This window comes from Mesorhizobium sp. M1004, from assembly GCF_040318795.1.
Taxonomy (GTDB): Bacteria; Pseudomonadota; Alphaproteobacteria; order Rhizobiales; family Rhizobiaceae; genus Mesorhizobium.
This window is the reverse complement of record NZ_JAMYNB010000008.1, coordinates 97,625-111,388: the sequence shown is the minus strand read 5'-3', so window position 1 is coordinate 111,388 and position 13,764 is coordinate 97,625. Positions and strand designations below refer to the sequence as shown.

The window sequence follows — 13,764 nt, the reverse complement described above, 5'->3', positions numbered from 1 at the left end:
CCATCTAAGACCACCCCAGCTAGCTGTCGATGCCACCCCAGCTCCGCACCAGCCGAGCCATGTCGGGCGCGCTGGCGGCGTCCTTCTCCAGCCCTTCGGCGACACCGACGCGGTCGGCGACAGGCCGGTTCTGGCTGACTTTCCACTTGCCGCTGATTTCGGCGATCTCGATCTCAAGCCCGACAATGCCCTTGATTTGCGACTGGATGAAGGTCGGCGGCGCATCGGTCACCGCCCAGGGTGCCTCGCGGGCGCCTTCCTGCGACAGCGTCAGCTCGGTGATCTGCTGTGCGATCCAGGCGGAATCCTCGATCACTCTGACGGTTCCTCGCACCTGGACAATGGCGTAGTTCCAGGTCGGCACGACCTTGCCCGTCTCGCGCTTGGTCTCGTACCAGGACGGCGTCACATAGGCGTCGGCGCCCTGGAAGACGACCAGCACCGGCGATGTCGGATTGTCGGCCAGCTGACGCCATTGCGGGTTGGCCCTGGCCAGATGGGCGCGCAGCCGGCCATTCGGCCGAACCTCTGCATCAAGCAGGAAAGGAATGGCATTGGCGACCGGGCCATCGGTGCCGTTGGAGATCAGCAACCCCAGCGGATGCGTCCGGATCAGCCCGTGCAGGACGTCCGGCCGCGTTTCCTGGAAATGGGGAGGCTGGTACATGATCGGTCATGCCTTCTTGCCCTGGCTGAACCGGCATTGTGCACCGTTCAGCCGAGCCGCGCCACATGTCAGGCTGGCTTCACCGTTTGGACCAGCCGAAATGGCATTGTCGCGCCCAGGATGGGCACGACTGTGACGGCATCGGACCGGGAGTTTTTGTTTTGACGCAATTCCGGACGGAAAACCCGTTTACACTTTTCCTGGAATTGCTCTTAGCGCAGCCGCTTCGGCCGCGGATCGGACAATTCGCCGGCCAGCCGTCGGTCGAGATAGTCGGCGCATTCCTCGAGCAGCAGATCGGCGTCGTTGGCGAAGAAGTGGTTGGCGCCTGGCAAGGTCTTCTGCGTGATGGTGATGCCCTTTTGCGTGTGCAGCTTGTCGACCAGGCCCTGCACATCCTTGGGCGGCGCCACCTTGTCGGCATCGCCATGGATGATCAGACCCGATGACGGGCAGGGCGCCAGGAACGAGAAATCATAGGTGTTGGGCTGCGGCGCGATCGAGATGAAGCCCTCGATCTCGGGCCGGCGCATCAGAAGCTGCATGCCGATCCAGGAGCCGAAGGAATAACCGGCCACCCAGCAGCTCTTGGAATCCGGATGCAGCGACTGCACCCAGTCGAGCGCTGCGGCGGCATCCGACAATTCGCCGGTGCCGTGGTCGAATTCGCCCTGGCTGCGGCCGATGCCGCGGAAGTTGAAGCGAAGCGTGGTGAAATCGCGCTTCTGGAACATGTAGAAGAGGTCATAGACGATCTTGTTGTTCATCGTGCCGCCGAATTGCGGATGCGGATGCAACACGATGGCAATCGGCGCGCTCTTCTCCTTGGAAGGCTGGTAGCGGCCCTCCAGGCGGCCGGCCGGACCGGTGAAAATGACCTCAGGCATGAAATACTCCAAATGGCATACGAATGCGCGGCGCCCGGAACAATTCTTACTCCAGCCCCAGCCCTTCCGGGCCTTGACGCAGGGCAAGCGTCTTCTTAGAAGCTAGTTTAGAATTGTTCAAAACTGGATAGCCAGCCGTGACGGCCCGGCCATCCTCGCCGCAAGCCGCGTAAATAGGACGTCTTGCCTTGCAATTTCAAGGAAATAACGCGCTATCCTTGCGGAAAGGGTCTTGACGGGATCGATTGGGTGAAAATGGCCGCAGCACGCGCCTATCTCGACTACAATGCCAGCGCGCCGCTCATTGCCGAGGCGCGCGAGGCGATGATTGCCGCGCTCGATCTCGTCGCCAATCCGTCGTCGGTGCATGCCGAGGGGCGCGCGGCGCGGCGCTTGATCGACACTGCCCGGCGCGATGTGGCGGCACTTGTCGGCGCCAAGGCCGAGCATGTCGTCTTCACCTCGGGCGCGACGGAAGCCGCATCGACGCTGCTGACGCCGGATTGGCGGATGGGCCGTGTCACGGTGCGCATGAGCCGGCTCTATGTCTGCGAGGCCGACCACCCTTGCCTGTTGAACGGCGGCCGCTTCCCGGCAACACAGGTTTCGCGGATCGGCGTCGACGCCGATGGCATTGCCGACCTCGCTCAGCTGACAGCCGCTCTGGCCGCGCATGACAAGGCCGAAGGCCTGCCGTTGGTCGCGATCCATGCCGCCAACAACGAGACCGGCGTCATCCAGCCGATCGAGGCAATCGCTGCAATCGTCAAGGCGGCGGGCGGCATTCTGGTGGTCGACGCGGTGCAGGCTGCGGGCCGCGTTCCCATCGACATGTCAGCGGCTTACGCCGACTATTTGATTCTGTCTTCGCACAAGATCGGCGGCCCCAAGGGCGTCGGTGCCATCGTTGCGGCAGCCGATCTGATGATGCCGAAGCCGCTGATCAATGGCGGCGGCCAGGAAAGGGGCCATCGCGGCGGCACCGAAAACTTGGCGGCCATCGCCGGCTTTGGCGCTGCGGCGCGGCAGGCTTTGGCCGGACTGAACCATGTCGATACGCTTGCGCACCGCCGCGACGAAGTCGAAACCATCATCAAAACACTGGTGCCGGACGCAGAAATCTTCGGATCCGGCGCGCCAAGGCTTGCCAACACGACATTCTTCGCTATTCCCGGCGTGAAGGCCGAGACGGCGCAGATCGCGTTCGATCTGGCCGGCGTTGCGCTGTCGGCGGGATCGGCCTGTTCGTCGGGCAAGGTCGGGCCGAGCCATGTGCTGAAAGCCATGGGTTACGGCGACAGCCTGGGCGCTTTGCGCGTGTCCATCGGCCACGCAACGAGTGCCGGGGATATCGAACTGTTCCGTGCTGCGCTGGCCGGTATTGCCCAGCGCCGGGCGGGCAGGGAACAAGCCGCCTGAGGCGGCGACAAAGAATTCAGGCCTCGCGGCCTGGTAGAGCCGTGCGTTTGCAAGTGGCCGGGTGAATTCCCGGCCGAGACGCACTATATGAAACTTACGCCGCCTTCGGCGCCTCATGGGCAGCCCTCGGCGATGCCATAGTTTGAAAACTGTCGGGCCTTGACCCCGGCGTGGATGGAGAACGCTTATGCCTGCTGTGCAGGACACGATCGATCGGGTCCGAAAGATCGACGTCGACCAGTACAAATACGGATTCCAGACAGAGATCGCGATGGACAAGGCCCCCAAGGGCCTGAGCGAAGACATTATTCGCTTCATCTCGGCCAAGAAGGATGAACCGTCCTGGATGCTGGAATGGCGTCTGGAAGCCTATCGGCGCTGGCTGACGCTGGAAGAGCCGACCTGGGCGCGCGTCCATTATCCGAAGATCGACTTTCAGGACCTCTATTACTACGCGGCGCCCAAGAGCACGCCCGGCCCGACCTCGCTGAGCGACGTCGATCCCGAGCTGTTGAAGGTCTACGAGAAGCTCGGCATTCCGCTGCGGGAACAAGAAATCCTCGCCGGCGTGCAGAAAACCGACGTCTCCGATCTCGAGGAGCCCAGCGACAACGTCTACAAATCGGGCCGTGTCGCGGTCGACGCGGTGTTTGATTCCGTTTCCGTCGTCACCACGTTCAAGAAGGAACTGGCGCAGGCCGGCGTCATCTTCTGCTCGATCTCGGAAGCCATCCGCGAGCATCCGGAGCTGGTGCAGAAATATCTCGGCTCGGTCGTGCCGACATCCGACAATTTCTACGCCACGCTGAATTCGGCTGTCTTCACCGACGGCTCGTTCGTCTTCGTGCCCAAGGGCGTGCGCTGCCCGATGGAGCTGTCGACCTATTTCCGCATGAACGAGAAGAACACCGGCCAGTTCGAGCGCACGCTGATCATCGCCGAGGAGGGGGCTTACGTCTCCTATCTCGAAGGCTGCACGGCGCCGCAGCGCGACGAGAACCAGCTGCATGCCGCCGTCGTCGAACTGGTGGCGCTCGACGATGCCGAGATCAAATATTCGACGGTGCAGAACTGGTACCCCGGCGATGCCGAGGGCAAGGGCGGCATCTACAATTTCGTCACCAAGCGCGGCGACTGCCGCGGCCACCGTTCGAAGATCTCGTGGACACAGGTCGAGACCGGTTCGGCGATCACCTGGAAATATCCGAGCTGCATCCTGCGCGGCGACGATTCCTCCGGCGAGTTCTATTCGATCGCCGTGTCGAACGGCTACCAGCAGGTCGATAGCGGCACCAAGATGATCCATCTCGGCAAGAACACGTCGAGCCGCATCATCTCCAAGGGCATTGCCGCCGGCTTCTCGCAGAACACCTATCGCGGCCAGGTCTCGGCGCATCGCAAGGCGACCAACGCCCGCAACTTCACCAATTGCGATAGTCTCCTGATCGGCGACCAGTGCGGCGCCCACACCGTGCCCTACATGGAAGCCAAGAATTCGACGGCGCAGTTCGAGCACGAAGCGACGACGTCGAAGATTTCCGAGGACCAGAAATTCTACGTCATGCAGCGCGGCATTCCCGAGGAAGAGGCGATCGCGCTGATCGTCAACGGCTTCGTCAAGGATGTTATCCAGCAGCTGCCGATGGAGTTCGCGGTCGAAGCGCAGAAGCTTATCGGCATCAGCCTCGAGGGCTCGGTCGGCTGACCGGACAATATATATCCAGGAAAGAAAAAATGCTTGAGATCAAGAATCTGCATGCCCGCATCGTCGATGACGGCACCGAGATCATCCGCGGCCTGAACCTGACGGTGAAAAACGGCGAGGTCGCCGCCATCATGGGCCCGAACGGCTCGGGCAAATCGACGCTGTCCTACATCCTCGCCGGCCGCGAGGACTATGAGGTCACCGAAGGCGACATCCTCTATAACGGCCAGTCGATCCTCGAAATGGACCCGGCCGAGCGCGCCACCGCGGGCATCTTCCTCGCCTTCCAGTATCCGATGGAGATACCGGGTGTCGCGACCATGGAATTCCTGAAGGTGGCGATGAACGAGCAGCGCAAGGCGCGCGGCGAGGAGCCGCTAAAAATTCCGGAATTTTTGAAGCGGGTGAAAGAGGCGGCAGCCTCGCTCTCGATGGAGATGGCGATGCTGAAGCGGCCGCTCAATGTCGGCTTTTCCGGCGGCGAGAAGAAGCGCGCCGAGATCCTGCAGATGAAGCTGCTGGAGCCAAAACTTTGCGTGCTCGACGAGACCGATTCCGGCCTCGACATCGACGCACTGAAGATCGTCTCTGACGGCGTCAACGCGCTGCGTTCGCCCGACCGTGCCATCATCGTCATCACCCACTACCAGCGCCTGCTCGAGCACATCGTGCCCGATAGCGTGCACGTCCTATACAAGGGCCAGGTGATCAAGTCCGGCGACAAGTCGCTGGCGCTCGATCTCGAAGCCAATGGCTATGCCGGCGTGATCGGCGAAGCCGCGTGAGATGCCAGGTCATTTTGTACCAAAAGACAGGGCCAAGCTTATGAACATGCATTCGCCACCCCAGCGCACCCAGGCTGAAACGGCGTTGATCGACGCTTTCGGCGAGCGGCTGTCGCTGCTGCCGGGCGACGGCGCGGTGATGCTGAAGCGCGACGACGCCATCGAGGCGATCAAGCACGGCCTGCCGACGCGGCGCATCGAATCCTGGCATTACACTGACCTGCGCCGGCTGTTGACTGCGGTGCCGGCGTTCGATCCGACGGCCGCCGCCAAGGGGCTGGCGCCCATCGTCGAAGGTTCCGCCGTGCTGGCGGTTCTGAACGGCGTCTCGAGTGCGAAATTCCCCGCGATCGAGGGCGTGATGATTCAGCGCCTGTCGGAAAAGCTGACCGATGGCTCGATTGCGCCCGGCCTCGACCCCTATGGCAGCGATGACGCCATCGGCGCGCTGAACACTGCTTTCGTCGCCGACGGCTATTTCGTCGACATCGCCGATGGCGCAGCACTGGAGAAGCCGATCGAATTGCAGAACCTGCAAGCCGGCGGACAGACCCATGTGCGCTTTCCCGTGCGTGTCGGCGCCGGCGCCAAGGCTGCGATCGTCGAGCGTCAGGCGGGCGAGGGCGCGGCTCTGGCCAGCTCCGTCAGCCAGCTGGTGTTGGGCGAGGGCGCCGAGGTGACCTGGCTGATCATCCAGGAACAGCCGGAAACGGCCACCCATCTGGCGCAGTTCAAGGCGCATCTCGGCAAGAATTCGAAGCTGACGCTGTTCTTCATGAATGCCGGCGGCAAGCTTGTGCGCCAGGAGATCGTGGTGAAGACCACGGGCGAAGGCGCCGATTTCAAATTGCGCGGCATCAACCTTCTGGCCGGCGACACCCACACCGACGTGACCATGGTGCTCGACCATGCCGTGCCGCATACGACATCGACGGAAGTGATCCGCAATGTGGTGACCGGCAAGGCGCGCGGCGTCTTCCAGGGCCGCATCAACGTCCACCAATACGCGCAGAAGACCAACGCTAAGATGGCCTGCAACACGCTGCTTTTGTCGGATGATGGCGAGTTCTCGACCAAGCCGGAGCTGGAAATCTTCGCCGACGACGTCATCTGCGGCCACGGCGCGACCGTTACCGAGATCGACCACAACCATCTGTTCTACCTGATGGCGCGCGGCATCGACGAGAAGAGCGCCCGTGGCCTGCTGGTCAAGGCGTTCGTCGCCGAAGTGATCGAGGAACTGGACGACGAAACCATCGTCGAGGCCCTGGAAACAAGGCTGGACGACTGGTTCGTGGCCCATGGGTAAGCACCTCTTTCCCTTCTCCCCTTGTGGGGTCCGAAGGACGGGCGAGGCAAGTGACTCGCCCCGGGCGGTGGCCGAGCGAAGCTCGGTCGGATGAGGGGCGAGTGACGGAGTGAGGCGTTGCCTCAAGAGAGCTTGTAATGGACCAGAAACTCGAAACCACCCCCTACGACGTCGAGGCGATCCGCCGCGACTTCCCGATCCTGTCGCGCGAAGTCTACGGCAAACCGCTGGTCTATCTCGACAATGGCGCCTCGGCACAGAAGCCGCAGGTGGTGCTGGATACGATCCAGCACGCCTATTCCCAGGAATACGCCAACGTCCATCGCGGCCTGCATTTCCTGTCCAATGCCGCGACCGACGCCTACGAGAAGGCGCGCGAGACGGTGCGCCGCTTCCTCAACGCGCCAAGCACCGACAACATCGTATTCACCTCGAACACGACCGCGGCGATCAACACCGTCGCTTACGGCTATGGCATGCCCAATATCGGCGCGGGCGACGAGATCGTTCTGTCGATCATGGAGCACCACTCCAACATCGTGCCGTGGCATTTCATCCGGGAGCGGCAGGGCGCCAAGCTGGTCTGGGTGCCGGTCGACGATCTCGGCATCTTCCGCATCGAGGAATTCGAAAAGCGCCTGACCGACAAGACCAAGCTCGTCGCCATCACGCATATGTCGAACGCGCTGGGCACGGTGACGCCGATCAAGGAGATCGTGCGCATCGCGCATTCGCGTGGAATTCCCGTACTTGTCGACGGCAGCCAGAGCGCCGTGCACATGCCGATCGACGTCCAGGACCTCGATTGCGATTTCTTCGTCTTCACCGGCCACAAGGTCTACGGGCCCTCCGGCATCGGCGTGCTCTACGGCAAGAAGGATATTCTCTCGGCCATGCGCCCTTTCATGGGCGGCGGCGAGATGATCGAGGAAGTGACGGAAGACGTCGTCACCTACAACGAGCCGCCGCACCGCTTCGAGGCCGGCACGCCGCCGATCGTCCAGGCGATCGGGCTGGGTGCAGCATTGGAATACATGGAAAAGATCGGCCGCGAGCGCATCGCCGCGCACGAGGCCGACCTCAAGACCTACGCGCACGAGCGGCTGCGCGCCATCAACTCGCTGCGCATCTTCGGCGACGCGCCGGACAAGGGCGCCATCATTTCCTTCGAATTGCAGGGCATTCATGCCCATGACGTGTCGATGGTGATAGACAGGCAAGGTGTTGCCGTCCGCGCGGGCACCCATTGCGCCCAGCCGCTGTTGAAACGCTTTGGCGTAACCTCCACATGCAGGGCATCGTTCGGCATGTATAATACCAGGGCCGAAGTCGACGCTTTGGCCGATGCGCTGGAAAAAGCGCGCAAGTTCTTCGGGTGACAGGTTCTTTGGATGACGACCATGGATGATGCGAGCCACACCACCGCGCCGGAAGCGGCCGTCAATCCGCTGGTTTCCGCCTCGGCCATTCCCGCCGACGAGCTGGCGCGGCTGACCGACGACATCGTCTCGGCGCTGAAGACGGTTTATGACCCGGAAATACCGGCCGACATCTATGAGCTCGGCCTCATCTACAAGATCGACATCGAGGACAACCGCGCGGTCAAGATCGACATGACGCTGACCGCGCCCGGCTGTCCGGTGGCCGGCGAAATGCCCGGCTGGGTGGAAAACGCCGTCGGCGCCGTTGAAGGCGTCTCCGGCGTCGAGGTCAACATGACCTTCGACCCGCCCTGGTCGCCCGACCGCATGTCGGAAGAGGCGCAGGTGGCGGTGGGCTGGTACTAGGTTGACTGAGGTTGGTGCACTTGCACCAGTGGTAAAACTTCACCATTTTAGGTGAGGAATCATTCGGCAGGCCTTGAACCTGCATGGAATGGAAGAGGAAAAAGAATGGGACGCTTCGCCGTCATCACGATGACCGAAAAGGCCGCCGACCGGGTGCGCGAGATCGTCGCCACGCGCGACAATGCGCATGGCATTCGCCTCGGCATCAAGAAGGGCGGCTGCGCCGGCATGGAATACACGGTCGACCTGGTGACCGAGCCCAATACCAAGGACGACCATATCGAACGCGACGGCGCGCATGTCTATGTCGCGCCCGAGGCTGCCCTTTTCCTGTTCGGCACCGAGATGGATTTCGAGCAGACCACGCTGCGCACCGGCTTCACCTTCCACAACCCGAACCAGAGTTCGGCCTGCGGCTGCGGCGAATCCGTCGAACTGAAGCCCGCCGACCTGAAGGCGCTGGCTGAGGCGCGCGCTTCGGCCTGATCTTCCTTCTCCCCGTTCACGGGGAGGTGAGGAATGGTCCGCGCAGCGGGCGAAAAGCCAATTGCTTGGCTTTTCGAATGACGAACGGCCCGAAGGGCCGGATGAGGGGCAGCGCTGACCATCGGAAGTCGCGCTCCGCGCCTCCCTGCTTACTTCACCCACATCTTCGTCCGCTTGTGCCAGTCGGCGATCGATTCCTCGGGATAGACGTCGAAGACCTTGTCCTTTTTGCCGATCACCGGCTCGACCCAACTCGCCTTGTATTTCAACATCAGATGCACCTTCTCCGGCGGTTTCGGCAACTCGCTGTCGATTGCCGAGGCGAAGGGGTGGACCAGGTCCGGCCATGTCGGATCGTAGAGCCAGAGCGCCGAACCGCACTTCTTGCAGAAATTGCGCTCGCCCGTCGAAATCTCGCACTTTGGATGCTCGTCGTCCGCGATCTCGGCCTGGTAGACGCCGAGATTGCGCTTGCCCTTGATTTTCAGCGTCTTGTAATCGGCGCCGAGATTGATGGCGAAGCCGCCGCCGCCCTGCTGCTTGCGGCAGATCGAGCAGTAGCACAGCATGAACGGCACCGGCGTGTTGCTCTCCACCTCGAAATGGACGGCATCGCAGCGGCAGGATCCCTTGAGCAGCAGCGGCATGACAGAACTCCGACGGATGGCTCTCAACTTGCCAGCATGGTTTTTGGTTGCAGCCATGGCAAGCCCGGTGACATGATTGCGGCATGGACAATGAACGCATCGAAGAACTGTTCGAAGGCCTCGGCCCGGTCAGTATCCGAAAACTGTTCGGCGGCAAGGGTATCTATTTCGACGGCGTCATCGTCGCCATCGTGCTGCGCGGCGAATTGCTGCTCAAGGCTGACGAGCAAAGCGCGCCCGACTTCGAAGCCGCCGGCTGCAAGCAATGGACCTATACCGGCACCCGCCACGGCAAGCTGGTCGCGATGCCGTACTGGAGCATTCCCGACGACGCGTTTGATGATCCTGACGAGATGAGGGTGTGGGCGCGCCGGGCGTATGAGGCGGGACGAAGGGCGGGGAAGTGAACCGGGACCGCCGCGTTTCTTCCCACCCCCCTCTGTCCTGCCGGACATCTCCCCCGCAAGGGGGGAGATCAGTTGTCACATTGGCCTTCGCTAATCACCAACGTTGAAAATGGGAGCCTGCGGCTAAGCTGTTAATCTCCCTCCTTGCGGGGGAGATGGCCGGCAGGCCAGAGGGGGGTGCTGTCCCGCCGACGTAGGCGATCCTACAGCGCCGTCGCAATCCTCGCCGCCAGCCGCGCATTGTTCTCGACCAGCGCGATGTTGGTCTTCAAGCTCCGGCCGCCGGTCAGTTCGAGGATTTTGCCCAGCAGGAACGGCGTCACCGCCTTACCGGTCACATTCTGCACTTCCGCCGCCTTCTGCGCGGCCTCGATATAGCCGGCCATCTCGTCGGCCGGGATTTCATCGTCCTGCGGCACCGGGTTGGCGATCAGCATGCCGCCGACCAGGCCAAGTGCCGCCCTGGTCTTGTAGAAATGCGCGATCTCTTCCGGTCTGTGCAGGGTCAGCGGCGCGCGGAACGGCGAATGCCGCGACCAGAAGGCCGGCATCGTCTCGCAGCCATGGCCAATCACCGGCACGCCGCGCGTCTCCAGCACTTCCAGCGTCTTTTCGATGTCGAGAATCGCCTTGGCGCCGGCCGAGACGACGATGACCGGCGTGCGCGCCAACTCGTCGAGATCGGCCGAGATGTCGAAGCTCTTTTCCGCGCCCTTGTGGACGCCGCCAATGCCGCCGGTGGCGAAAACCTTTATCCCGACCATGTCAGCGGCGATCATGGTGGCGGCGACCGTGGTGCCGCCGGTGCGGCCTTGCGCCACCGCAAAGCCGAGATCGGCGCGCGACAGCTTCATGGCATCGCCGGTCATGGCCAGCGACTCGCGCTCGCCGTCGGACAGTCCGATCTTGATGCGGCCGGCGACCACGGCGATCGTCGCCGGCACCGCGCCATTGTCCAGGATTATCTTTTCGACATTGGCGGCCATGGCGCCATTGTGGGGGTAAGGCATGCCATGGGTGATGATGGTGCTCTCCAGCGCCACGACCGGGCGGCCAGCGGCGAGCGCCTCGGCCACGGGCGCGTGGAGGTCGATCAAGGGGCGGGCGCTTTGCGGTGTCATGATGGTCTCCGATCCGGAGATCCGCGCGTCCGCTTGGACGTCGCGCTCCGGCAATGGCAATTGGCCGCCCTCATGCCATTTCCTGCGCGTCGGGCACAAGAGCCAGTGCCTCGGTGAAGGTCGCGGCGGTGAAGGCCGGCACGGCATCCGAACTTTCGATGGCGAGCGTCGCCGCGGCAACGCCTTCGCGGAGGGCCTGGCGCAATGCCAGGCCGCGCAGCAGGGCAGCGATGGTGGCGCCGGCCAGCGCGTCGCCGGCGCCGGTGACGTCGGCGACTTTTCTCGGCGCCGGCGGCAGGATAGAGAAGGCGCCGGCTTCGTCGAATCCCAGCACCGGCCCGTCGCCCGCCGTCACCACGCCACTGGTGAGGCCGCTGCAGCGCAGTCCGTCGACGGTCTCGCGCTCGGTGGCATTGGCATCGACGCCGGCCAGCACCATGGCCTCGCGCCGGTTCATGAAGACCTGCGCGAGTTCCTTCAGCACCGGTATCAGCCGCACCACCTTGGCCGGCGAAATGGCAATGGCGAACACCGGCTTGCCGGCGGCGACCCCCACCAGCCGCTCCAGCGCCGTTGATGGCAGATTGGCGTCGCAGAGCACCGCATCCGCCTCGGCGACCACCTCGCGCACCTTGGAGCGGCGGATCTGCTTGGGGAACGCCAAATCGTAGAGCGCCATGTCGGCAAAGCCGGTGATCAGCTCGCCATCCCTGTCGATCAGCGCGGTGTAGCTCGGCGTCGTGCGGTCGAGGAAAACCGCCGACAGGTCGGCAATGCCGGAGTCGGCGATGGCGCGCGCAACCGTCTCGGCCGAGGCATCGCCGCCGCGCACCGACAAAAGCGAGGCCGAGACGCCGCGCCGCACCAGGCTGCGCAGCGCGTTGAAGACGCCGCCGCCGACATCCTCGCGCATCGTGCCGGGGTTGGACGCCGCGGGCACGTACGTGCCCGACACCTGGCCGCGGCGATCGATATGGGCGCCGCCCACCGCCAGTATCTTTGCTGATTTCACCATGCCGGCGATATGACCTTTGTTATTCGAGCCACACAAGCGCTACGCTGTGCGGCGGAGCTTCGCAGGCAAGCCGGCGATTCGGCCGATCGAAACAGCCGGCGCGTCTGGCCCAATGGTGGATACATCCGGAAACGAAACCATGAGACAAAAAAAGAACAAATCCGGATAAAGATTGCTTTTCAGATATTTGACCCCTCTTGCCAAACGAGAACAAAAGTAGTACAAAATGGGCAGGGATTACGGATTGTCCGGCCTTCATTGACGACCAAGGGGTGATGTATCATGGCTCAGAATTCTTTGCGGCTTGTAGAGGACAAAGCGGTGGACAAATCAAAGGCTCTGGACGCGGCGCTGTCGCAAATCGAGCGCGCCTTCGGCAAGGGCTCGATCATGCGGCTTGGCGCCAACGAGCAGGTCGTCGAGATCGAAACCGTGCCGACCGGATCGCTGGGCCTCGACATCGCGCTTGGCGTCGGCGGCCTGCCGCGCGGCCGCATCGTCGAGATCTACGGGCCGGAAAGCTCGGGCAAGACGACACTGGCGCTGCACACAGTTGCCGAAGCCCAGAAGAAAGGCGGTATCTGCGCCTTCGTCGATGCCGAGCACGCACTCGATCCGGTCTATGCCCGCAAGCTCGGCGTCGATCTGGAAAACCTCTTGATCTCGCAGCCGGACACCGGCGAGCAGGCGCTGGAAATATGCGACACGCTGGTGCGTTCAGGCGCCATCGACGTGCTGGTCGTCGATTCGGTGGCGGCGCTGACGCCGCGCGCCGAAATCGAAGGCGAGATGGGCGATTCTCTGCCCGGTCTCCAGGCGCGTCTGATGAGCCAGGCGCTGCGCAAGCTGACCGCCTCGATCTCGCGCTCCAACACCATGGTCATCTTCATCAACCAGATCCGCATGAAGATCGGCGTCATGTTCGGTTCGCCCGAAACCACGACCGGCGGCAACGCGCTGAAATTCTACGCTTCGGTGCGCCTCGACATCCGCCGCATCGGCTCGGTCAAGGACCGCGACGAGGTCGTCGGCAACCAGACCCGGGTCAAGGTGGTCAAGAACAAGCTGGCGCCGCCCTTCAAGGTGGTCGAGTTCGACATCATGTATGGCGAGGGCGTCTCCAAGACCGGCGAACTGGTCGACCTCGGCGTCAAGGCCGGCGTGGTCGAGAAGTCGGGCGCCTGGTTCTCCTACAATTCGCAGCGTCTCGGCCAAGGTCGCGAAAACGCCAAACTGTTCCTGCGCGACAATCCCGACACGGCGCGTGAGATCGAACTGGCACTCAGGCAGAATGCCGGGCTGATCGCCGAGAAGTTTCTCGAAAATGGCGGCCCCGAGCGCGGTGAAAGCGACGACGGCTTCGAGGAAGAATCCGGCGCCATGTAGGGTACGGCCAGAGTTCGGCCATAAATCCGGTCTATTATCCGATGCTTAAGTAACCGAGTTCTTTAGTATTGCGTTTCAAACCGCCGGCCTTCGCGCCGGCGGTTTTCGTTTTTGGGCAGCGTGAAGCCGGCTTGGCAGTTGCC

At 62.9% G+C, this 13,764-nt stretch carries 14 protein-coding genes; 9 read left to right on the top strand and 5 right to left on the bottom strand.

From position 1 onward, the window contains the following. Positions 1-19: 19 nt before the first annotated feature. Both NKH54_RS18045 and NKH54_RS18040 read right to left on the bottom strand, forming a co-directional pair. Positions 20-667 carry an FMN-binding negative transcriptional regulator gene (locus tag NKH54_RS18045; RefSeq protein WP_353028647.1) on the bottom strand — a complete coding sequence of 216 codons (648 nt, stop codon included), beginning with the start codon at positions 665-667 and terminating at the stop codon, positions 20-22. A gap of 212 nt (positions 668-879) precedes the next feature. After that, complete coding sequence (locus tag NKH54_RS18040; RefSeq protein ID WP_023669128.1) at positions 880-1,554, bottom strand: alpha/beta hydrolase; 675 nt, start codon at positions 1,552-1,554, stop codon at positions 880-882. A gap of 255 nt (positions 1,555-1,809) precedes the next feature. On the opposite strand from NKH54_RS18040, the gene NKH54_RS18035 reads away from it, so the two are divergent. From NKH54_RS18035 to sufA, 7 genes are all read left to right on the top strand, one after another. Beyond that, positions 1,810-2,973 (top strand): cysteine desulfurase family protein, encoded by a 1,164-nt coding sequence (locus NKH54_RS18035; protein ID WP_353028646.1) that lies wholly within the window; start codon positions 1,810-1,812, stop codon positions 2,971-2,973. A gap of 187 nt (positions 2,974-3,160) precedes the next feature. Further along, a complete protein-coding gene (gene sufB, locus NKH54_RS18030; protein WP_023706434.1) occupies positions 3,161-4,678 on the top strand; it encodes a Fe-S cluster assembly protein SufB in 1,518 nt (505 codons plus the stop codon). 29 nt (positions 4,679-4,707) lie between these two features. Continuing rightward, positions 4,708-5,463, top strand: coding sequence for a Fe-S cluster assembly ATPase SufC (gene sufC, locus NKH54_RS18025; RefSeq protein ID WP_352500028.1), 756 nt, complete (start codon positions 4,708-4,710; stop codon positions 5,461-5,463). 40 nt (positions 5,464-5,503) lie between these two features. Further along, positions 5,504-6,772 (top strand): Fe-S cluster assembly protein SufD, encoded by a 1,269-nt coding sequence (gene sufD / locus NKH54_RS18020; RefSeq protein ID WP_353028645.1) that lies wholly within the window; start codon positions 5,504-5,506, stop codon positions 6,770-6,772. 137 nt (positions 6,773-6,909) lie between these two features. After that, positions 6,910-8,151, top strand: a complete 1,242-nt coding sequence (locus NKH54_RS18015) for a cysteine desulfurase (RefSeq protein WP_023748560.1) — start codon at positions 6,910-6,912, stop codon at positions 8,149-8,151. Between the two features lie 21 nt (positions 8,152-8,172). Beyond that, a complete protein-coding gene (locus tag NKH54_RS18010) occupies positions 8,173-8,559 on the top strand; it encodes an SUF system Fe-S cluster assembly protein (RefSeq protein WP_023669122.1) in 387 nt (128 codons plus the stop codon). A 105-nt stretch (positions 8,560-8,664) separates the two neighbouring features. Then, on the top strand, positions 8,665-9,045 hold the full coding sequence (gene sufA, locus NKH54_RS18005) for a Fe-S cluster assembly scaffold SufA (protein WP_013532156.1): 381 nt from the start codon (positions 8,665-8,667) through the stop codon (positions 9,043-9,045). Positions 9,046-9,194: 149 nt separating this feature from the next. Here the strand turns inward: sufA and NKH54_RS18000 are convergent, their stop codons facing one another. Next, positions 9,195-9,692, bottom strand: coding sequence for a GFA family protein (locus tag NKH54_RS18000; protein WP_023697559.1), 498 nt, complete (start codon positions 9,690-9,692; stop codon positions 9,195-9,197). Positions 9,693-9,775: 83 nt separating this feature from the next. Between NKH54_RS18000 and NKH54_RS17995 the strand changes: the two genes are divergently transcribed. Next, the gene (locus NKH54_RS17995) at positions 9,776-10,099 is read left to right on the top strand and encodes a TfoX/Sxy family protein (RefSeq protein ID WP_023669120.1); all 324 of its coding nucleotides are present in this window, start codon (positions 9,776-9,778) and stop codon (positions 10,097-10,099) included. 203 nt (positions 10,100-10,302) lie between these two features. Here NKH54_RS17995 and NKH54_RS17990 read toward each other — a convergent pair whose 3' ends face one another. Both NKH54_RS17990 and NKH54_RS17985 read right to left on the bottom strand, forming a co-directional pair. After that, positions 10,303-11,220, bottom strand: a complete 918-nt coding sequence (locus NKH54_RS17990) for a pseudouridine-5'-phosphate glycosidase (protein WP_353028644.1) — start codon at positions 11,218-11,220, stop codon at positions 10,303-10,305. A 70-nt stretch (positions 11,221-11,290) separates the two neighbouring features. Next, entirely contained in the window at positions 11,291-12,235 is a 945-nt protein-coding gene (locus NKH54_RS17985; protein WP_023750770.1) for a carbohydrate kinase family protein, read from the bottom strand. Positions 12,236-12,517: 282 nt separating this feature from the next. Between NKH54_RS17985 and recA the strand changes: the two genes are divergently transcribed. Further along, entirely contained in the window at positions 12,518-13,621 is a 1,104-nt protein-coding gene (gene recA, locus NKH54_RS17980; RefSeq protein WP_023669117.1) for a recombinase RecA, read from the top strand. The last annotated feature ends 143 nt before the right edge of the window (positions 13,622-13,764 follow it).